Annotated in this window: 17 protein-coding genes; 5 read left to right on the top strand and 12 right to left on the bottom strand. The window is 50.4% G+C overall.

Features of this window, described 5'->3' with window-relative positions; all coding sequences use genetic code 11:
* The first annotated feature begins 84 nt into the window (after positions 1-84).
* The 5 genes from ACPAOP_RS05975 (at position 85) to ACPAOP_RS05955 (ending at position 6,392) form a co-directional block, all read left to right on the top strand.
* Positions 85-1,353, top strand: a complete 1,269-nt coding sequence (locus tag ACPAOP_RS05975) for a glycerate kinase type-2 family protein (RefSeq protein ID WP_423709647.1) — start codon at positions 85-87, stop codon at positions 1,351-1,353.
* Between the two features lie 298 nt (positions 1,354-1,651).
* Entirely contained in the window at positions 1,652-3,199 is a 1,548-nt protein-coding gene (locus ACPAOP_RS05970; RefSeq protein ID WP_423709980.1) for an ABC transporter ATP-binding protein, read from the top strand.
* On the top strand, positions 3,192-4,268 hold the full coding sequence (locus tag ACPAOP_RS05965) for an ABC transporter permease (protein ID WP_423709646.1): 1,077 nt from the start codon (positions 3,192-3,194) through the stop codon (positions 4,266-4,268). Before ACPAOP_RS05970 ends, ACPAOP_RS05965 begins: the two co-directional genes overlap by 8 nt.
* A gap of 2 nt (positions 4,269-4,270) precedes the next feature.
* The gene (locus ACPAOP_RS05960; protein WP_423680354.1) at positions 4,271-5,182 is read left to right on the top strand and encodes an ABC transporter permease; all 912 of its coding nucleotides are present in this window, start codon (positions 4,271-4,273) and stop codon (positions 5,180-5,182) included.
* Between the two features lie 70 nt (positions 5,183-5,252).
* Positions 5,253-6,392, top strand: coding sequence for a BMP family ABC transporter substrate-binding protein (locus tag ACPAOP_RS05955; protein ID WP_423680353.1), 1,140 nt, complete (start codon positions 5,253-5,255; stop codon positions 6,390-6,392).
* A gap of 77 nt (positions 6,393-6,469) precedes the next feature.
* Here the strand turns inward: ACPAOP_RS05955 and ACPAOP_RS05950 are convergent, their stop codons facing one another.
* From ACPAOP_RS05950 to rpmH, 12 genes are all read right to left on the bottom strand, one after another.
* Positions 6,470-7,396, bottom strand: a complete 927-nt coding sequence (locus ACPAOP_RS05950) for a LysR family transcriptional regulator (protein ID WP_423680351.1) — start codon at positions 7,394-7,396, stop codon at positions 6,470-6,472.
* Positions 7,393-8,172: a class II glutamine amidotransferase gene (locus tag ACPAOP_RS05945; RefSeq protein ID WP_423709645.1), complete on the bottom strand. Its 780-nt coding sequence runs from the start codon at positions 8,170-8,172 to the stop codon at positions 7,393-7,395. Before ACPAOP_RS05945 ends, ACPAOP_RS05950 begins: the two co-directional genes overlap by 4 nt.
* 800 nt (positions 8,173-8,972) lie before the next feature.
* On the bottom strand, positions 8,973-9,671 hold the full coding sequence (locus tag ACPAOP_RS05940; RefSeq protein WP_423709644.1) for a hypothetical protein: 699 nt from the start codon (positions 9,669-9,671) through the stop codon (positions 8,973-8,975).
* The gene (locus ACPAOP_RS05935) at positions 9,664-10,062 is read right to left on the bottom strand and encodes a hypothetical protein (RefSeq protein ID WP_423709643.1); all 399 of its coding nucleotides are present in this window, start codon (positions 10,060-10,062) and stop codon (positions 9,664-9,666) included. Before ACPAOP_RS05935 ends, ACPAOP_RS05940 begins: the two co-directional genes overlap by 8 nt.
* Positions 10,059-12,200 (bottom strand): AAA family ATPase, encoded by a 2,142-nt coding sequence (locus tag ACPAOP_RS05930; RefSeq protein ID WP_423709642.1) that lies wholly within the window; start codon positions 12,198-12,200, stop codon positions 10,059-10,061. Before ACPAOP_RS05930 ends, ACPAOP_RS05935 begins: the two co-directional genes overlap by 4 nt.
* An 837-nt stretch (positions 12,201-13,037) precedes the next feature.
* Positions 13,038-13,283 carry a hypothetical protein gene (locus ACPAOP_RS05925; RefSeq protein WP_423709641.1) on the bottom strand — a complete coding sequence of 82 codons (246 nt, stop codon included), beginning with the start codon at positions 13,281-13,283 and terminating at the stop codon, positions 13,038-13,040.
* 103 nt (positions 13,284-13,386) lie between these two features.
* The gene (locus ACPAOP_RS05920; RefSeq protein WP_423709640.1) at positions 13,387-14,622 is read right to left on the bottom strand and encodes a tyrosine-type recombinase/integrase; all 1,236 of its coding nucleotides are present in this window, start codon (positions 14,620-14,622) and stop codon (positions 13,387-13,389) included.
* A 165-nt stretch (positions 14,623-14,787) separates the two neighbouring features.
* Positions 14,788-16,194: a tRNA uridine-5-carboxymethylaminomethyl(34) synthesis GTPase MnmE gene (gene mnmE / locus ACPAOP_RS05915; protein WP_423709639.1), complete on the bottom strand. Its 1,407-nt coding sequence runs from the start codon at positions 16,192-16,194 to the stop codon at positions 14,788-14,790.
* Between the two features lie 156 nt (positions 16,195-16,350).
* Positions 16,351-18,096 carry a membrane protein insertase YidC gene (yidC, locus tag ACPAOP_RS05910; RefSeq protein WP_423709638.1) on the bottom strand — a complete coding sequence of 582 codons (1,746 nt, stop codon included), beginning with the start codon at positions 18,094-18,096 and terminating at the stop codon, positions 16,351-16,353.
* A 9-nt stretch (positions 18,097-18,105) separates the two neighbouring features.
* Positions 18,106-18,405 (bottom strand): membrane protein insertion efficiency factor YidD, encoded by a 300-nt coding sequence (gene yidD, locus ACPAOP_RS05905; protein ID WP_186896068.1) that lies wholly within the window; start codon positions 18,403-18,405, stop codon positions 18,106-18,108.
* Between the two features lies 1 nt (position 18,406).
* Positions 18,407-18,814 (bottom strand): ribonuclease P protein component, encoded by a 408-nt coding sequence (gene rnpA, locus ACPAOP_RS05900; RefSeq protein ID WP_423709637.1) that lies wholly within the window; start codon positions 18,812-18,814, stop codon positions 18,407-18,409.
* Positions 18,815-18,854: 40 nt separating this feature from the next.
* Positions 18,855-18,989: a 50S ribosomal protein L34 gene (gene rpmH, locus ACPAOP_RS05895; protein WP_061535510.1), complete on the bottom strand. Its 135-nt coding sequence runs from the start codon at positions 18,987-18,989 to the stop codon at positions 18,855-18,857.
* Between the last annotated feature and the right edge of the window lie 264 nt (positions 18,990-19,253).

Below are 19,253 nucleotides of genomic sequence, written 5' to 3'. Positions count from 1 at the left end.
ATTTATGTATGTTGTTCAGTGGCACTTGCGAGTTGTAATCCGAAGTGCTGTTTTTGTCGAACCGCCATCTTACTACTCAACACTATGTCCATCTCATCTCCACGCGAATTTCTGAATTCACTGTATCAGGCAGCGGTCAATGCCGTCAGCGCAGAAAAATGTCTGCCTGCTTTTTTGCCGGAACCACCACGGCACGGTCGCACCATCGTGATCGGCGCAGGCAAAGGCGCGGCAGCGATGGCGCACACGGTTGAGCAACACTGGAAGGGTGAATTATCAGGGCTGGTCGTGACGCGTTATGGTCACGGTGTCGCGTGCGAGAAAATTGAGGTTATCGAAGCTGCCCATCCTGTCCCTGATAGCGCCGGACAGCAAGTGGCTGCGAGGATTTTGGATATGGTACAGGGACTGACAAAAGACGATCTGGTGCTGTGTCTGATTTCCGGCGGCGGTTCTGCTTTACTGGCTCTGCCAGCAGAGGGCATCTCACTGGAACAAAAACAAGCCATCAACAAAGCGCTCTTGAAAAGCGGCGCAGCCATCAGCGAAATGAATTGCGTACGCAAGCATCTGTCCGCAATCAAAGGCGGCAGATTAGGATTAGCCTGCGCCCCGGCAAGAGTGATCACCCTGATGATTTCAGATGTGCCCGGCGATGACGCCAGTATTATCGCCAGCGGCCCGACACTGCCGGATGACACAACTTGTGATGATGCACTCGCTATTTTGCAAAAATATGCGATTGCGATACCTGACAATATCGCCGCCCATCTGCAGTCAGGACGTGGGGAAACGCCGAAGTCCAGCGACCCGCGCTTTGCCCGCCACGAACATCACATCATCGCCACCGCGCAGCATGCGCTCGACGCGGCAGCGTATCAGGCCAGAACCATGGGTGTTGCGGCCCACATATTATCGGATGGCATTGAAGGCGAAGCGCGCGATATCGGCCTCATGCATGCAGCGCTGGCATTACAGGTCGTCCGTAAAAGCCAGCCATTCCCCAAGCCTTGCGTCATTTTGTCCGGCGGCGAGACCACGGTAACGGTCCGCGGCAATGGTCGCGGTGGCCGTAATGCAGAATTTTTACTGAGCCTGGCCGCAACGCTCAACGGTCACCCCGGCATTTACGCACTGGCCTGCGACACTGATGGCATTGATGGCTCGGAAGACAACGCCGGCGCCTACTACGAACCTGCATCTGCACAAAGAGCCATGGCACTCAATTTATCGCCAAAACACATGCTGGAAAATAATGATGGCTATGGCTATTTTTCGGCGCTGGGAGATTTGATCGTCAGCGGGCCGACTCGCACAAATGTCAATGATTTCCGGGTAATTTTGGTTTTGTGAATGTGTCAGTCGCATTTATAATGTCGGCCGAATACTCAACATGCGGTTTTCATGATAATTCCTGCACAACAAGCCTCTTAATCTGAGGGCATTGTTCTTGCTTAAAAAGAGTATTCATGAAGCATTCCTGATGTAGCGAATGGCGCAGAGGATGGTGAATCAATAACGTCGTGCTATCGATGACAATATGACACCGGCTGGTCTCGTCATCCATCATTCGTGCAGGATTTATAAAAACGACGTCCATGTTCACCAGCGCCCCAACCGTTTTTTCCATAGAAAGGTCATTGTGACTTCTATCGCAGCACCGCTATCGCCGAGGTTAGCACTGTCCGATATCTGTAAAAGCTATCCTTCGGTCATCGCCAACGATCATATTAATCTCAGCGTTGCTCCCGGCGAAATTCATGCAGTACTGGGCGAAAACGGTGCCGGAAAATCGACGCTGATGAAAATTATTTTCGGCGCTGTCAAACCAGACTCTGGCAAGGTGCTGTGGAATGGTCAGGAAGTAAAAATAGCAACGCCGCAAGATGCGCGCAAACTCGGCATTTCGATGGTGTTTCAGCATTTCTCCCTGTTTGATACTTTGACAGTGACAGAAAATATCGCGCTCGGCCTTGATGCTGCGACGGATATGGCGCAACTGGCAGAGCAAATCCGTCAGACTGGTGAAAATTACGGACTAGAGCTGGAACCACAACGGCATGTTCACACTTTATCTGTCGGTGAACGTCAGCGTGTGGAAATTGTGCGTGCCCTACTGACACATCCGCAGTTATTAATTCTGGATGAACCAACCTCAGTCCTGACGCCGCAAGCGGTACAAAAATTATTTGTCACCCTGCGCAAAATTGCTGCAGAAGGTTGCAGCATTTTATATATCAGCCATAAGCTCGATGAAATCCGTGAACTGTGCCATTCGGCGACTGTGATGCGCATGGGCAAAGTCACCGGCCATTGCGATCCACGCGAGGAAACCGCAGCCAGCCTGTCGCGCATGATGATCGGTGACGCCGTTCAGCACCACCCGCATGATGCAAGCATACAAAAAGGACCATTGCGACTGCAGATAGAGCGACTCAGCCTGCCGAAAGCGCATACATTTGCGACGGCATTAGAGCAGATTGATCTGAGTTTATTTGGTGGTGAGATTGTTGGCATTGCCGGCGTCTCCGGTAATGGTCAGCAGGAATTGCTGGCAGCCCTGTCCGGTGAAGACCGTCGTCCGGCGGCACAGATGATACAGCTCAAAGGCATAGCTGTCGGCCGCTACGGCCCGGAAGCACGGCGCGAACTGGGACAAAGTCTGGTGCCGGAGGAACGCCTGGGACGTGGCGCAGTACCTGAGCTCAGCCTGACCGACAACATGCTGTTGTCGCAGCAAAAAGCACCATTTATACGCCACGGCATGATCAATTTTAAACATACGATACAAGCCGCCAGCGACATCATCGGCCGTTTTCGCGTGAAAGCCTCAGGGCCTGCGGCAGCCGCACGCAGCTTATCCGGTGGGAATTTGCAGAAATTTATTGTGGGTCGCGAAATCATGCGACATCCCGATGTGTTCATCGTGGCACAACCTACGTGGGGTGTGGATGTCGGCGCTGCCGCTCAGATTCACGGTGAAATCCGTCAGTTGAAACAGGCAGGCTGCGCAGTGCTGGTGATTTCCGAAGAATTAGATGAATTATTTGAGTTGTGCGATCGCATGTATGTCATTGCCAAAGGACGCTTGTCTCCCTCAGTGGCTACGGCTGACGCCAGTAGAGAACAGATAGGATTATGGATGAGTGGTTTATGGGAAGATCAGGTGACATCAATGCAAGAGGCCGCTCATGTTTAAACTGGAATTACGTCCGGCATCATCACGGGTGATGGCTTATTTTTCGCCAGTATTCGCTCTGTTGTTGACGGTTTTTTTTGGTGGTCTGCTGTTTCTCGCACTTGGTAAAAATCCACTGACTGCGTTACAGGTATTTTTGCTGGAACCTTTACGTAACGCTTCGACCATCGCTGATTTATTGCTGAAAACCACGCCACTGGTGCTGTGCGCGCTGGGACTGTCGGTCTGCTACCGAGCAAATATCTGGAACATCGGTGCTGAAGGTCAGTTGATTGCAGGCGGCCTCGCTGCCGGAACGACCATACTTTTTTTCGACCAGGGCACACCTGGCATGTCGAATATTCCGGGCGGTCTGGTGTTATTACTGGCAACGCTGGCGGGTATCGCCGGTGGCGCCGCATGGGCATCTGTCACGGCGTTATTACGTGATCGTTTTAATGCGAATGAAATTCTGGTATCGCTGATGCTGACGTATATCGCGCAGTTATTGCTGATGTATGCCGTCAATGGTCCGCTGAAAGATCCGAATGGGATGAACTTTCCGCAATCAAAAGTTTTTTCCAGCGAATTTCTGTTGCCCCATATCTTCCACGGCAGCCGCCTGCACATCGGCTTTCTCGTGATGCTGGCCGCCAGCAGTGGCATGGCGCTTTTTATCTATCGCAGCTTTGCTGGCTTTCGTCTGACCGTCGGTGGGCTAGCACCACTGGCCGCCCGTTATGCGGGTTTTTCCAGTCGCAAGGCTTTATGGACTTCGCTGTTGATTTCCGGCGGCTTCGCGGGCATGGCTGGCGCATTTGAAGTCGCAGGACCTATCGGTCAGGTGTTGCCGTCGATTTCGCCCGGATATGGCTTTGCTGCCATTATCGTTGCCTTTATCGGTCGCTTAAATCCTATCGGCACCATTTTCGGCGGACTGGTGCTGTCTCTGTTTTACCTTGGTGGAGAAATGGCACAGTCGCGTCTCGGTCTGCCTTCGGCGATTACCGGCTTGTTTCAGGGCATGCTGTTATTCATGTTGCTGGCCTGTGACACCTTAATCAATTACCGCCTGCGCTGGAAGAAATAAGCATGGAAAATTTTGCTGCTCTGATTGCTGCGTCAATCAATTCTGGTACGCCTCTGCTGATCGCTGCCCTGGGTTTACTGATCAATGAACGTGCAGGCGTGCTCAATCTTGGTGCCGAAGGCATGATGCTGGTCGCTGCTATTGTCGGCTTTGCGGTGGCTCATCAGACCCATGTTCCTGCTCTTGGTTTTGTCGCAGGTGCGCTCGCAGGCATGCTGATGTCCAGCCTGTTTGCATGGCTGACACTGGTACTGACCACCAATCAGGTAGCGACGGGTCTGGCATTATCGATTTTTGGTGCCGGACTATCGGCGTTTATCGGGCAATCTTTCGTCGGTCAATCCTTACCAGCGGGCGCGCATGGTATTCCATTTTTATCGGAATTGCCGTTTCTCGGTAAGGCGTTCTTTGACCAGCACTGGGCTGTGTATTTCAGCCTGTTGTTATGTGTCGGCATTATCTGGTTCTTATATCGCACCCGCGCCGGCCTGGTGTTGCGCGCCGTTGGTGAATCGCCGGAATCTGCGCATGCTCTCGGTTATCCCGTCAGAAAAATCCGCTACGCTGCATTACTGTTTAGTGGTGCCTGTTGCGGTATTGCAGGCGCCTATCTGTCAGTCGTCTATACACCGATGTGGGTGGAAGGTCTGGTCGCTGGACGCGGCTGGATTGCCCTCGCACTGACGACATTCGCTACCTGGCGTCCGGCACGCGTCTTGCTGGGTTCCTTGCTGTTTGGCAGCGTGACTATCTTGCAGTTTCATTTTCAGGCCATCGGTATTGCGGTTCCTTCACAAATTTTATCGATGCTGCCGTATGCAGCCACAATACTTGTGTTGGTACTCATTTCGCGCAATCCGGACTGGATACGCCTGAATATGCCTGCATCTCTGGGAAAACCTTTCCGCCCATGAACCGGGCAGATGGTTCACGCTGTACCGTTTTCTGAAAACCTGATTTTTTATTCACCGAAGGAAGCTCATTATGAAAATTTCCCGTAGAAAAACACTGGTGGCAGCAATGTCACTGGCCGTCTTTGGCCTTGCTGCTTGCGGTAAAAAAGAAGAAGCAAAGCCAGAAGCCGCAGCTGCGAGCGCGGTTGCCGCAACAGCGGCAGCTGAGCCTTTGAAAGTCGGCTTCATCTATGTTGGCCCGGTTGGCGACGCAGGCTGGACTTACGCACACGATGCAGCGCGCAAACAGGTTGAAGCCAAATTCGGCGACAAAGTGAAAACGACATTTGTCGAAAACGTACCGGAAAGTGCCGCTGATGCGGAACGCGTAATTCGCGATCTGGCGACACAAGGTAACAAAGTGATTTTCGGCACCACCTTCGGTTACATGGAAGCGATGCTGAAAGTGGCGAAAGACTTTCCTGATGTGAAATTTGAACACGCAACAGGCTACAAAACGGCAGACAATCTGGCGCAATACGACGTCCGCACGTATGAAGGCGCTTATCTGGCGGGTATCGCTGCCGGTAAATTGACTAAATCCGGCAAACTGGGCGTGGTCGCTTCCGTACCAATTCCGGAAGTGCTGCGTAACATCAATGCCTTTACCCTCGGCGCGCGCAGCGTGAATCCTAAAGCAACAACCAAAGTTGTATGGGTCAACAAATGGTTTGATCCGGGTAAAGAACGCGAAGCAGCAACAACACTGGTTGGTCAGGGTGTTGACGTCTTGATGCAAAACACGGATTCCGCAGCAGTTGTACAGACAGCAGAAGAAAAAGGCGTGGTCGCATTCGGTTGGGATAGCGACATGACCAAATTTGGCCCGAAAGCGCATGCGGCAGCGTCGGTAATCGACTGGAGCGGCTACTACATCAAACGCGTTGGCGAAGCAATGGAAGGCAAATGGAAATCAGAAACCACCTGGTGGGGTCTGAAAGAAAACATGATAGACCTGAAAGCATTCAACGCGAATTTATCTGATGATATTAAAAAACTCATCGCAGAAAAACGCCAGGGTGTAATTGATGGCACAGCACCAATCTGGAAAGGTCCGATCAAAGACAACACAGGTAAAGAAGTGCTGGGTAAAGATGTCGTTGCTGACGACAAATTCCTGCACGAAATCAAATTCTATGTTGAAGGCGTGGATGGCAAAGTACCAGGCTGATCTGCTTCCGCTCACATAGTTAAAAAAAACGTCGCCCGGTAGCACACCAGGCGACGTTTTTTTATCTTTGCCCGAACTCAGGCATAGACTTCGCCAGCGGCCTCCGCCACGATGCGACGCAGCCATTGCACCTCGGTTGCCGCATGTACCCGCTCGTGCCATAACATGAAGAACTGCATCTTCGGCATCGCAATCGGCATCGCTAATATTTCTATCGGCCAGTCTTTCGCACACTGAACAGCAAAACTGCGGCTGGTAGTAAAAATTAAATCTGTTTTCGACAAGATATACGGCACCATGCCGAAATACGGTATCGTCATCTGTATCTTACGTTTCAGCCCCTGTTCTGCCAGGGCGGTATCGATAATGCTGCGATGTCCCATCATGTAAGGCGTTGGTGCCAGATGTGCCATTTCAAGATAGTATTTCAGTGACAATCCTTTGCTGACAACAGGATGCTTGCGATTCACCATGCAAACGACATCGTCTTCAAACAACTGTGCGATATGCAAATGCGGTGGCAAATCCGGCCAGTTACCGATCACGCAATCGAGCTCGCCGCTTTCCAGCGCGGCGGCATAATCAAAACCGGCATTCAGTGCATGCACAACCAGAACTGCGTTGGGCGCGAGTTCCCGCACTTTTTCCATGACCAGAGGAATCAGTAAAACACTGAGGTAATCGGGCGCACCAAGATGAAATACCCGTTCGCTGGTTGCGGCGACAAATGCTGGCGGCGGACTGGCGATACTTTCCAGTAAACTCAGTCCCCGCCCCGCCAGCACCAGTAACTCCTGCCCGCGTTCAGTCGGTGTCATGCCGTTTTTACCGCGGACCAGAATCGCGTCGCCAGTGATATCGCGTAAGCGTTTCAGCATATTGCTGATGGCAGGTTGAGATTGCCCCAGCTTCATTGCAGTACGCGTGACGCTGCGTTCACTCAGCAAAGTATGCAGCACCCGCAGCAGATTCGCATCAAGCTGATCGACCGGACGCGCACTCATGCCGGTAACTCCGTCAGCACCTTGCCGTCGACAAACACTTTCATTTCTCCAGGGGCAAACTGCGTCCATATTTCGTCGCTGGTCAGCGGTTCTGTAACGATCACCGCCACTCTGTCATCCGGTGTGGTGACCTCGGCAAAATCGACCGTCACCTGTTCATCAGATAAATTCGCGGTCGTGAACGGATACTGCCGGATGATGTAATGTAATTTGGTCGAACAGTGGGTGAATAAGGCCTCACCATTCGACAGCATCATATTGAATGTGCCGTAAGCGGCGATGTCGCTGACAATGCCGCGCAGAAAAGCAGTCAGCTCGGGCAATGCCGGTAAGGTTCGCCCGAACCGCTGACGCATTTGCTGCAGAATGTAGCAAAAAGCGCGTTCGCTATCCGTCGTTCCTACCGGTAAAAAACTGCCGTCGAATTCGGGCGCAAATTCTTTCAGGTCGCCATTATGGGCAAATACCCAGTAACGTCCCCAGCATTCACGTACAAACGGATGGCAGTTTTCCAGCATGACTTCACCTTGTGTCGCCTTACGGATATGTGCAATCACATTTTTTGACTGTATCGGTAAGCGCTTGATCAGATCAGCCACCGGTGAGCTGACTGCGGGTTGATGATCGACAAAATGACGTACGCCATTACCCTCAAAAAAAGCGATGCCCCAGCCATCCTTATGCTCGTCGGTACGTCCGCCGCGCGTCGCAAAACCCGTGAAACTGAACACGATGTCGGTCGGGGTATTGCAGTTCATTCCTAGTAATTGACACATGATGCAAACAGAAAAATTCGGTATCCGCACACCTTAACATAGGCGAACTTGTTTATGCTCCCCAGCGATGTATATTCAGTCTGAGATAGTCAGCCTGGTGTCAACAGGTAACATATCAGTGGTTTCAGCAATACAGTCTCGCGACGTTTCTCGCGATAACGGCTAAGATAAAGCGCCCTGCTTATCTATACAGAAGCTAGAGAGGGTCTTAAAAGCTAATCCCAGTAAGGGTTTTCAAAATTACGATACGTTTTGTGTACTAACTTGTGTACTAAAAACAAAATGTACCCCATGCTTACTAAGCGTAATCGCCATCCGTCACACCTCGCAATCGGTTTGCTTAATAATTAATCAGATCAGCACATCATAATATTTAAATATCATTTCGTTCTATCCGATAGGCTATCAAGTATTTCCATCGCAAAAAGTGTCTGTGTCCGAGCCTCTGCGCCCCCTCGAACTAAATCAGACCTTCAGGAGCCTCCGCCACATCGGTAAGTTGACATTCGCTTTCATGGGGTTATTTTGCAGATGCGTGCGCGTCCTTTTTTATGACCTCGGAAAAGTCTGAATAGGTGACAGGCTGCGTACCTCATTGCGCACTTATTTGACAGCATGGCGGAATTATATTTTTCCGTCTGTGCTGGTTTTCTCTATGTGGCTGGCTGCTTCTGGTTCGGGTTTATCCACTTATGGCTGCGTACCTTCTGCGTACCTTCGTTTGCGCACCTTGCCAATGCGAACCAATGAAAAAGCCAGCACGGGGCTGGCACGGGGTTAGTACATGGCTGGCGCTGGTGTTAGTGGTAGGTAGGCTTCACCAAACTTAGCTTTGGTGGCGTGGGCTTCAAATTGCCGTCATTGTCTTTTGTGTAGGTCGCTATGGACTCAAATAGCCCACCTTCTTCAAATAGCGATTCACCTAATGCTTTCCCTTCGTCGGTATTGGTCAGGAAGTCCATGAACACCATTTGCAAGGCTTCAAACATCGCACCTTCCTTAAAGTCTTTTCCTCGGTGTTCTGCTGAATCTTCCAAGCCATGCGCAAAGATGATCTGAATCAGTCCGTCAGATTCTGTCAGGTCGCCACGGTCAGCAATGTTCACGTTCAACAGGTCGCACCTCTGCGCCAGCGTAGTGCAGCTATCCAGTACATGGGCTATGTCTGTGAGCAAATAACCCCATGCCTTTAATTTCCCCCTGAGGCTTTCCGTCCCTTTGTGTATGGCGCTGGCTGCCTGCTCTAACTCTGCGATTCTGCCAGCATAGAACGGGCTGCCATAGGCTTTTAGCTGCCTCGCTCTCCTTCCATGTTGATATGCCTCATCACGGCTTGCATTCAACGATTGCACCGCCTTCCTGATGCTGTGGCGAGCCTGTATCAGCGGTCGCGCCAGCTCTTTAACGGTGACAGCATCCAAACTTGGATTCTCCGGCTTTGCTTTCAATGGGTGAATGTTGCCAGCGCCAGCAAGTTCTTTTTGTGTTTTCTTAGTCATTGCCTTTACTCCATAAGTTCATCACATCCATATAGGCCGCCTCACACTCTGCTACGGGGCAGTGAATAACGATCTGTGCAGCTATCTGCAAAGCCTCTCCAAGCGGTAAATGGTCGTCACGCATAAAGCCATACGCCATGTTATGAATGCGCCGCATTTCGGCCTCGGAGTGTCCTGCTGCTATTTCTTGCTTTACCAAGTCAAAGCGAAAAAGTGAATTTAGCTCTTTCGGGTTTGATAAGTGCCGCTCGATCTCTGCTTTATGGGTTTTGAGCAATGGCGCATATTTACTGACGGCCTCCCTTTTTCCGCTGGCCTTCACGCTTCCATTCACCAAATAGACTGATACGCCGCTTTGCTCACATTCTCTTAAAAGGTCGCAAACGCTCATAATTCAATCTCCATGTGATCTTGCTGGTTAGCATCAGAATCAGGGTTAAATTCATTAAGACCGCCAAAATCTGTTAAGACCGCCACGTTTTTTTCTTGGCGGTCTTGGCGGTCTAAATGATTTTTGGCGGTGTTAATCACTTTTGGCATACTCCAGAACCAGTTACCCTTACCCTTGCCTTGTCCTCCCTCACGGTAAGCCTCTACGCTTAAAGAACGCTTTGCACGCTCAATAGTTCGCCAAGCATGCCCGGCATCACTTGATTCTGCCTTAATAACTTTGGTGGGCTTATCGCCATCTGCAAGCAAGTCCTTTAAAAACTGTTCCGCGTCTTTTCTTTCGCTGCCATCATCACTTCCGTCCTGTTCAACATCGCCCAATATCTCGCGGGCGGTTCCTTCGATAGCCCCATCCCATGTGGCATAAGTCGTTTCTATGTTGCCCTCTATCGTGGTGACATTCAGGTTATAGGCCACGCCGCCATCATCTGGGGCAATGTTAGATTTTGCTCTGGCTAATACGCGCCGCTCGCCTTCTTCGTCTTTGGCTGCCACTAATACCATACGCGCCAGCGCCCCAAATGCCTGAGAACCAATTACACGGTCTTGCGGGGCTTTTCCTGCGCCGCCTTTGGCAAAGTGAGTGATACCGATCACTGCGCACTGATGAGCCTCTGCAAAATCAACAATGGCCTGTAGGCTTCGTCGTACATCGTTGGCTTTGTGCATGTCGCCTGATACCGCTGACACTATCGGGTCAATGATAAGCAATGAGATTCCGCCAATGCTCTCTACTGCACGGTGCAGGTCTGGCATATCCTGCGAAGGGTCAAACGGTACATTTTCGCCATGATGTGTAATGCCCTCGATAAAATGGCATCGCTTCACATCAGCGCCAGAGGCAATTAGACGGGGTAACAAGGTATCCTCTGCCACGTCCTCACTAGACCAGATAAGAACGTTTCCGCGTTTAAGGCAATGACTGCCATCAGGCCATTTCCCAGCGGTGGAAAGCGTTGCCGCCAATCCTAAGGCAAGGGTCGTCTTACCTGTTCCTGCTGTACCTGCCAAGATGGTGAGTTTTCCAGCGGGTAGCCATCCACTCCATAGCCACGTAATCGGCACTGGGGTAATATCGGCTCCACTGCGAATATTGACGGCACGGTCTTGGCTGTTAGTCTTTTGTGGTGCTGGCGCTGTGCTATTGGCTTTATCTATGATGGCTTTAACGGCCTGTAATCCCTCTGACTGGTGCAGGTCGTTAAAGTCCGTCAGTGCAGTGTCTCCACTTTGGAAGTGCGGAATAGCGATCAGGCCAGATACTGCCTGTGCTGCTTTGGTCGCTGCTGCTACGCCGGTATTGATGCCCGTCTTGCTTTCCGTCTTTTTATCATTGTCCGCGCAGATAATGATCTTGATAGCCGCCCCCAGCTTGGCACGCAAGGCAAGTGCCACGGTCTCCATGTTTCCAGCATGGAAAGCCACTGCCACGGGGTAGCCTGTCGCCTGATGTAAGCTCGCGCCAGTAGCGTAGCCCTCACATATCAGCAAGGTGTGAACAGGCTTTCCGCCAAAGCTGTGATAGCTGCCTTTAATCTTGCCATCAGCTTTAAATCTCTTTGTCCCGTCCGGCTCAATAAATTGCAAGCTGGTCAGATTCCCTGTTTCATCACGCATGGGAATTAATAAGGTACGCTTATCGGCAAGCTCTCTAACTCCATGAGCGGCAATCCCTTTGCGCTGGCAATAGGGGTTATCTGCTGGCGCTGGTGAGGCGTTATCCCATAGATCAGTGCATAAGCTCGCGGCCTTCTCCTGCGCCCTGATTCGCTCGGCCTCGGCTTTCTCTTTGGCTTGTTGCATCAGTTCTATATGCTTTTGCCAATCACTCGGGCTTACCTGCTCTTTACGCTTGCTACACCATTTTTCTGATAATCCTGTGCGCCAGTCGCCATAAGCGCCAGCGGCAAAGTTTCCGTCATCATAGAAAACATACCATCCAGTTTTTGACTGTCCTTTATCTTCAGAAGTAGCGAAGCGGTGAACCTTACCGTCACTGATAATCTCTGACGGCTCTAATAGATAGGCCGCCATCGCCTCAATAAAGCCGCTGGCGCTGTCTGTTATAGCTAGGCTCATACGCATCCCCTTATCGCAAAACACAAGGCAAGGACAGCCAAGGGCGCAAGGTCTGGGATGATCTCCAGCAGTATGCAGGTGGACAATATGCGGCCGCTCATTTGCTTACCTCTGCACGGTAATTCAGAGGGTCTGCAAAGAATCGGTGAAGCTCTCGGTTAGGGTAGGCGGTGCATCGTTCGGAAAATCTGACGGGCTGCGGTGCTTTACCTGCCTTGACTAACTGGCGGAATTTTTCGCGGCAGAAGGGGGAGAACGGGGCTATTTGATTCCAACGGCTCATGCCATCGGCTGGAAGGGATTGTGACTCTGCACGAGTTACTTTTGATAAGCTGTACTCGGCTGTTTCAGGTTTGATTTTATGCTGCATGGGGAGCCTTAATTAAGCGTCCACCTGCATTATTTATGGGCAAGCGGACGCGATTAAGTCCGGTGTGCCCTTTGTATGGGTAATTTTAAATATGTACTTTAGCTGATCCGCACCGGACGAAAACGGGAGCTTTTTTTGGCTTGCTCATTTTGTTTCTCCAAGTTATTGCGGTACGTCTCTTAAGGTTGTTGCGGTGTTACGTTGGATTTGAGAAGGAATGGCTTCTCTTAAATACAAAATTCACTGATTGCCTATACAGCACCAGCGTTGCCAATTCTACGCTATGAAAATATATTTATTGGCAATTATTTATATTAAATGGTTATGAATTTTTTATTTCTAAGACCTATAAGTTATAAAAGTAATTTAAACGCGCGCAATTATTCTGATTTAAATCGGAAACCATGCCAGCAAGCAAAGGGGCAATGCTTGTTTTCCCGCCGTCGCGGTAGGCATGGTTAAACTGGTTATCTTGCTTGGTGCTCTCTAAACTCGAGCAGGTCGCGTATTGCTACGCCAAACCTTGCCGCTGCCTTAGTTAAAGATTCGTCCGTAGCATTCTTTCGTATGACAAGGTATGTCGGCTCATCGCACGTCTGTTCGTAGCGAATTGAATTGTCAGAAACTTGCGCTAGTCTGTCGTCGTCATAGGTGGTAAGAATTACACGGCGGTCGGAAAAGTCTGCGGTGTGTGTAAAATCTGCTTCAGCCATGATTCAAACTCCTTGTTAGTTTGCTTTGTGGTCAGGCGGCCTGAGTGTTACAGCACCTAGTCCGCCGCTTTGCCTGATGCCGTCAGGCTCGGTGAAACTCTGTTTATGCTGCTGTTTTACCAAAATTACCGATCACTACTTTGCGGCCTTCCTCTATCTGAGCATCCACAAAATCCGCCCATAGCTGCATGATCTTCTTGCGCTCATCAGCATATTCTGCGCGGTTATATACGCCCTTGATGCCCTTGATACTATGCGCCAGCGCCTTTTCTATTGCGTCTGATGATTGCCCCATTTCATGCAAATGAGTAGATGCTGTGCGCCGGAAATCATGAATCACAAAATGCTGTATCCCTGCGTCCATTGCGCGAACGGCGACATTCAGAGTTGATTTGTGAATAGGCTTATCTTCGTTCCCTCTGCGCATCGGAAAAACAAACCGCTGGCTGTGAGATAACTCTTTTAACTCTGCAAACATGCTGATTGCTTGTCTTGGCAGATAAACCCAGTGCTCTTTATCTTTTTTCATGCGCTCTGCTGGAATCCGCCAAATGCCAGCATCAAAATCAATCTCTGACCATTCCGCCTCGATCATTTCAGATTTGCGCACCATCGTAATAACCAAAAGATGCAGCGCCAGCTTGGAAGGTCTCGCCATGTCTGACGCATAAATTTTTCTCAGCATAGTGCCAAGCTCATCTGGGGAAAGAACACGGGTTCTGCTTTGTGGTGTCGCAATATATCGGGCGATGAGTTGCTGCGCGGGGTTTGTTAATGTGGCTTGACGTGAAATAGCAAACGAGAACATGCGCTTTAATGTGTTTCTGGCGAACAGTGCGGATTGTGGTGAGCCTCTGCTTTTGATCTTGTCGCAAATGGTCAGCACGTCACCTGCATTAACTTCAGTCAATGCCTTGTTACCAATCGCAGGATAAATGTCTTTGTCCAACGCCCTGCGCGTCTGGGTTCTGTATGCAAGTGATTTATCTTGAATCTCGGAAAGAAACCAGTAATCGCCAAACGTGCGTAGCGTATTCAACGCTTTGGCGCTTCCCCGATCTTTTTGAATATCCGCTACTGGGGAAACGCCTTTCGCAACGATCTCGGCATATTTTGCAGCCAGCTTTCTTGCGTCCTTCAATCCTACCGCTGGATACTCGCCCAGTGATAAGAGTGGCTGCTGCTTACCGTGAAGTGAATAACGATACCGCCATATCTTTGACCCTGAAGTCATGACCTCAAGCGACAACCCCGCCCCATCAGAAACGGTGTAGCGGCTCCCCTTCGGTTGCAGGGATTTGATCTTAGTGTCAGATAGGGGAGTGGCGGCTTTAGGCATCGTTAGTACACAATTCATAATGTTGTTAACTTTGTGTACTAAACTGTGTACTAAAAACTTGTTGCTGTCAATTGCTAACTATGGGCAAACTTTGTACTAACTACTTGTTTTTCTTAGTGAAAATTGAAAATTAATGGGCAACCTTTGCAGTAGCTAGGAGACAGCTTATTTGCCTATACAAAAACGCGAGAAAATCACGCCCAGCAAATCGTCCGATGTGAATTCACCTGTGATGCTGTTGAGACGATCCTGAGTCAGGCGCAGTTCTTCGGCGAATAAATCCAGCGACTGATCATTTTGCGCGGCGTATTCAGCGGCATTTTGCAGATGTTCATGTGCTTGCTTCAACGCAATCAGATGCCGTTCACGAGCCAGATATAAGGACTCACCTGTTTGCTGCCAGCCCGCGATACGCAATAACTCCTTGCGCAACAAATCAATGCCGATATGCTCAGAGGCGGACAGATAAATATGCGTTGCATCTTCCATGGGATCAACGCTGGCATGATGACCGGAGAGATCGATTTTGTTCCAGACGCGAATCACCGGAACACCATCAGGAAAACGCGCAACGATAGTTTCGTCGGCACGGGTCGGGCCACGGCTGGCGTCCAGCAGATGCAAAATCACATCCGCCTTTTCAACCTCAGCCCAGGTGCGCTCAATGCCAATACGCTCAACGGTATCAATCGCATTCACGATGCCACCCGGCTCAGTATCGTCATGTTCATGACGTATGCCTGCGGTATCAATGATGTTCAGTGGTATGCCTTCGATGTGGATGGTTTCCGTCACTTTATCGCGTGTCGTACCGGCGATCGGTGTGACGATGGCCACATCATCACCCGCCAGGGCATTCAGTAAAGAAGATTTACCGACATTGGGCTGACCAGCCAGCACGACATTCAGGCCCTGACGCAGTAAAGCGCCCTGCGCTGCCTGCTCGAACACGTTTTGCAAAGCAGTCTGGATCTGCGATAGCTGGCCCCGCGCATTCGACTTTTCGAGAAAATCGATTTCTTCCTCAGGAAAATCCAGTGTTGCTTCGACCAGCATACGCAGATGGACAACTTTCTCCACCAATGCATGGATCACTTTAGAAAACGCGCCGGACAAAGATTGCGAAGCCGATTTTGCGGCAGCTTCGGTCGATGCTTCGATCAGATCGGAAACCGCCTCTGCCTGTGCCAGATCGAGTTTGTCATTCAAAAACGCGCGTTGTGTGAATTCACCCGGCTCTGCCAGGCGCAGACCAGATTCTTTACCGGCTTCCAGACAGCGACTCAGCAACATTTGCATGACGACCGGACCACCATGTCCTTGTAACTCAATCACGTCTTCGCCGGTATATGAATGCGGCGCTTTGAAATATAAGGCGATGCCCTGATCGATGACCGTGCCATCGGCTTGTGTGAAAGGCAGATAGGTTGCGTGACGAGGCTTTAACTGGGTGCTGCCAAACAGCGCTGTCATCACGGCAGCCAGATTTCTGCCAGAAATCCGCACCACGCCGATGCCTCCGCGTCCGGGGGCAGTGGCAATGGCGGCGATGGGAATAGGATCGTAAGTCATGTTGAAATTTTATCTGTGCTTGCACTGATCAAGTGCAGAATTGTCTGAATAGCTGTGACTGAAATGCGACAGGCTGAGAGTACACCTTGCTGCCTGAACATCGTTTCAGCGATAAAAAAAAAGCCCGCGCAACGCGGGCTTTTTTCTGGTGTGACGTTAAGCCTTGTGCTCTGGTGGAATCAATTTATTGTTGATCACCCATTGCTGACCTATCGACAGAATATTATTCACGACCCAGTACAATACCAGACCAGATGGGAAGAAGAAGAACATGACGGAAAACGCTAACGGCATGAACATCATCATCTTCGCTTGCATAGGATCTGCCGGTGCCGGATTGAGCTTGGTTGTGATGTACATCGAGATCGCGTAAATCACGGGCAAAATGAACAACGGATCAGGTGCGGTCAGATCTGTGATCCAGCCCATCCACGGCGCGCCGCGCATTTCCACGCTGGCTTGCAATACCCAGTACAAGGCCAGGAAAATCGGCATCTGGATCAGGATAGGGAAGCAGCCACCAAGCGGATTGATCTTCTCAGTTTTGTACAACTCCATCATCGCCTGATTCATTTTTTGCGGATCGTTTTTATAACGCTCGCGCACTGCCTGCATCTTCGGTGTGACGACTTTCATTTTAGCCATGCTACGATAACCGGCAGCCGACAACGGGAACAAAGCCAGTTTGATGGCAATAGTGAAGGCAACGATAGTCCAGCCCCAGTTACCAATCAGGCCGTGTATCAACTCCATCAGACCAAACAATGGTTTAGCGATAATTGCCAGGATGCCGTAGTCTTTCACCAGCTCTAAACCTGGGGCAATTTTTTCCAATGTGGCAGTCGATTGCGGACCAGAATATAAAACGGCATCACTGGATTTGCTTGCACCCGGAGCGATACTACCCAGCGGCAATACGGTGCTGACTGAGAAGACATTTTCTTTCACTTGTTCCGTGCGGAACTCACGCGCGCCCTTGTCTTGCGGTACAAATGCGGAAACAAAGAAATGCTGTATCACTGCAACCCAGCCGTTATCGGCTGATTTCGCATGGCTGTTGTTGCTGCTGCCAGCCAGTTCTTTTTCGGCTTTATGAATTTTTTCAAAATCCAGTTTCTGGAATTTTTCAGCATCGGTATAGATTGCAGGTGCATAAAATTCACTTGGGCCGGTGAACATAGAGCCACCCTCTGGTTTCGTGCCGTCGTGAATTAACTGCAAGTACAGCGATGGTGTAATCGCCGCAGTGCTGTTGTTGCTGACCGTATGTTGAACACCAACTGCGTAATCACCTTTTTTGAAGGTAAAGGTTTTAGTCAGTTTCACGCCATTCTGTTCTGACTCAAGCACCAATTGAACGCTGCTATCTGCATCCAGCGTACGTTTACCGGGCTTCGCAACGAATAAGGATTTATGGTTCGGGAACGCACCATTGATCAGGCCTGTCTGCGCCAGATAGATCCGCTTTTCACCTGCATCAAACAGAACCACGTTTTTATGATTTTCTGTTTTTTGTTTCAGGCCAACGGCTTCCAGAAACGGTGTGTAGAAATGCTCGTGTTTGGCGTCTTCTTTGTATTTCAACAATTCAAGACGTCGAACCTCACCACCCAGCGTGTCGATATCGGCTTTCATCACGTCAGTCGTGATCGTGATGATCTCGCTCTTGACAGGAGCAACGGCAGGGTTATTCGCAGAAACCGGAGCGCCATTTGCACTGACTGCCGGTGTTGGTGCGGCCACAGCGGAGGCAGAAGCCGAGGCACTGGCATTTTTACTTTGCTGCGTGGTCGCGGAAGGAAAAAACATGGATGATTTGCCGTTGTGGCGCATCCAGTTATCCCACAGGAGCAACAGCGACATAGAGAAAATAACCCACAGGACGGTACGTTTGATATCCATTTGTGTATGTCAGGAAAGGTGTGAGGAATGACCAGTGTCGCCAGTATGATCGTGGCAACACTTGTCGGATGTGGGGACGGTCTTATTTTTTTCACCGGCAGGTGGAACATTATCCACGCCACCAGGATGCCAGGGATGACATTTGCACAGGCGTTTGCCAGCTAAATAACTTCCCTTAACGGCGCCATGCAGCTGAATCGCCTCTGCTGCATACTCGGAACAACTGGGGTAAAAACGACAATTCTGCCCCAGCATAGGACTGATTGCATACTTATAAAAGCGTAGCAACAGGAGCAGCAGTGTTTTCATGTCAGCCAGCCTTACAAGCAGGCGCAGCGAACAGACGCACGATTTCCACCCGCAGCTCACGTTTGAGCCGGGCAGTTGTCGCAGGACCGTCTTTGCTGTTCACTGGTCTGGATAAGCGCACAATACAATCCACGTTTTGCAACGCTGAACGCCTGAAAATCTCGCGCGTGACGCGCTTAATCGTGTTGCGTGTCACTGCACGGGGCGCAAAGCGCTTGGCTGCGACAACGCCCAGACGAGCATGCGGCAAATCATTACTTCGGGCATACAGCACAAAATGCGGCGTTTTTTGCACGGGGCGCAAACGAAAAACGGATGAAAACTCATCCGTTTTAACGATGCGACGAACGCGGGCAAAATCTGCGCCGCCCGCATCTGCCTGAACTTGGTCAGTTAAATGATTGATCATGCGATGTCAGCCAGAGCTGCCGCAGACCAACGATTTACAATCAAGCTGCCAGGCGTTTACGGCCTTTGGCACGGCGTGCGTTCAGAACAGCGCGGCCACCGCGGGTTGCCATACGTGCGCGGAAACCGTGGGTGCGCTTGCGGCGAACGACGGAAGGTTGGTAAGTACGTTTCATGTTGGTCTCGCTATTTGAGCAATAAAAAAAATCGGAATTACGGGTAAAGGCTTGCGTTCAATTGACGTCAGGCTTTTCACCTTTACTGCCCCAAAACCGCTGCTCATGGCTTGCTGCACGTCGTGAAAACGATGCACCATCCAATAAAAGAGGGTAGGGAACCCTGAATTAGACACCATTTTTAGCTTACGTGTCAATCACTTAGCACAAAATTTAATCAAGGTCCGTTTACGCTCATCGTAGCACCGGGAAGAATAAATTTAA

Origin of the sequence: Undibacterium sp. WLX3042 (assembly GCF_049544825.1) — a bacterium.
Lineage (GTDB): Bacteria > Pseudomonadota > Gammaproteobacteria > Burkholderiales > Burkholderiaceae_D > Undibacterium.
Note: the sequence above shows the minus strand (reverse complement) of the source record. Positions and strands in the feature narration are given on the sequence as shown.

Excerpts from the sequence above, each read along its gene's own strand:
- ACPAOP_RS05975 (WP_423709647.1), top strand. The coding sequence starts at position 85 with ATGTCCATCTCATCTCCACGCGAATTTCTGAATTCACTGTATCAGGCA.
- ACPAOP_RS05965 (WP_423709646.1), top strand. The coding sequence starts at position 3,192 with ATGTTTAAACTGGAATTACGTCCGGCATCATCACGGGTGATGGCTTAT.
- ACPAOP_RS05960 (WP_423680354.1), top strand. The coding sequence starts at position 4,271 with ATGGAAAATTTTGCTGCTCTGATTGCTGCGTCAATCAATTCTGGTACG.
- ACPAOP_RS05955 (WP_423680353.1), top strand. The coding sequence starts at position 5,253 with ATGAAAATTTCCCGTAGAAAAACACTGGTGGCAGCAATGTCACTGGCC.
- ACPAOP_RS05950 (WP_423680351.1), bottom strand. The coding sequence starts at position 7,396 with ATGAGTGCGCGTCCGGTCGATCAGCTTGATGCGAATCTGCTGCGGGTG.
- ACPAOP_RS05945 (WP_423709645.1), bottom strand. The coding sequence starts at position 8,172 with ATGTGTCAATTACTAGGAATGAACTGCAATACCCCGACCGACATCGTG.
- ACPAOP_RS05940 (WP_423709644.1), bottom strand. The coding sequence starts at position 9,671 with ATGACTAAGAAAACACAAAAAGAACTTGCTGGCGCTGGCAACATTCAC.
- ACPAOP_RS05935 (WP_423709643.1), bottom strand. The coding sequence starts at position 10,062 with ATGAGCGTTTGCGACCTTTTAAGAGAATGTGAGCAAAGCGGCGTATCA.
- ACPAOP_RS05930 (WP_423709642.1), bottom strand. The coding sequence starts at position 12,200 with ATGAGCCTAGCTATAACAGACAGCGCCAGCGGCTTTATTGAGGCGATG.
- ACPAOP_RS05925 (WP_423709641.1), bottom strand. The coding sequence starts at position 13,283 with ATGGCTGAAGCAGATTTTACACACACCGCAGACTTTTCCGACCGCCGT.
- ACPAOP_RS05920 (WP_423709640.1), bottom strand. The coding sequence starts at position 14,622 with ATGCCTAAAGCCGCCACTCCCCTATCTGACACTAAGATCAAATCCCTG.
- mnmE (WP_423709639.1), bottom strand. The coding sequence starts at position 16,194 with ATGACTTACGATCCTATTCCCATCGCCGCCATTGCCACTGCCCCCGGA.
- yidC (WP_423709638.1), bottom strand. The coding sequence starts at position 18,096 with ATGGATATCAAACGTACCGTCCTGTGGGTTATTTTCTCTATGTCGCTG.
- yidD (WP_186896068.1), bottom strand. The coding sequence starts at position 18,405 with ATGAAAACACTGCTGCTCCTGTTGCTACGCTTTTATAAGTATGCAATC.
- rnpA (WP_423709637.1), bottom strand. The coding sequence starts at position 18,814 with ATGATCAATCATTTAACTGACCAAGTTCAGGCAGATGCGGGCGGCGCA.
- rpmH (WP_061535510.1), bottom strand. The coding sequence starts at position 18,989 with ATGAAACGTACTTACCAACCTTCCGTCGTTCGCCGCAAGCGCACCCAC.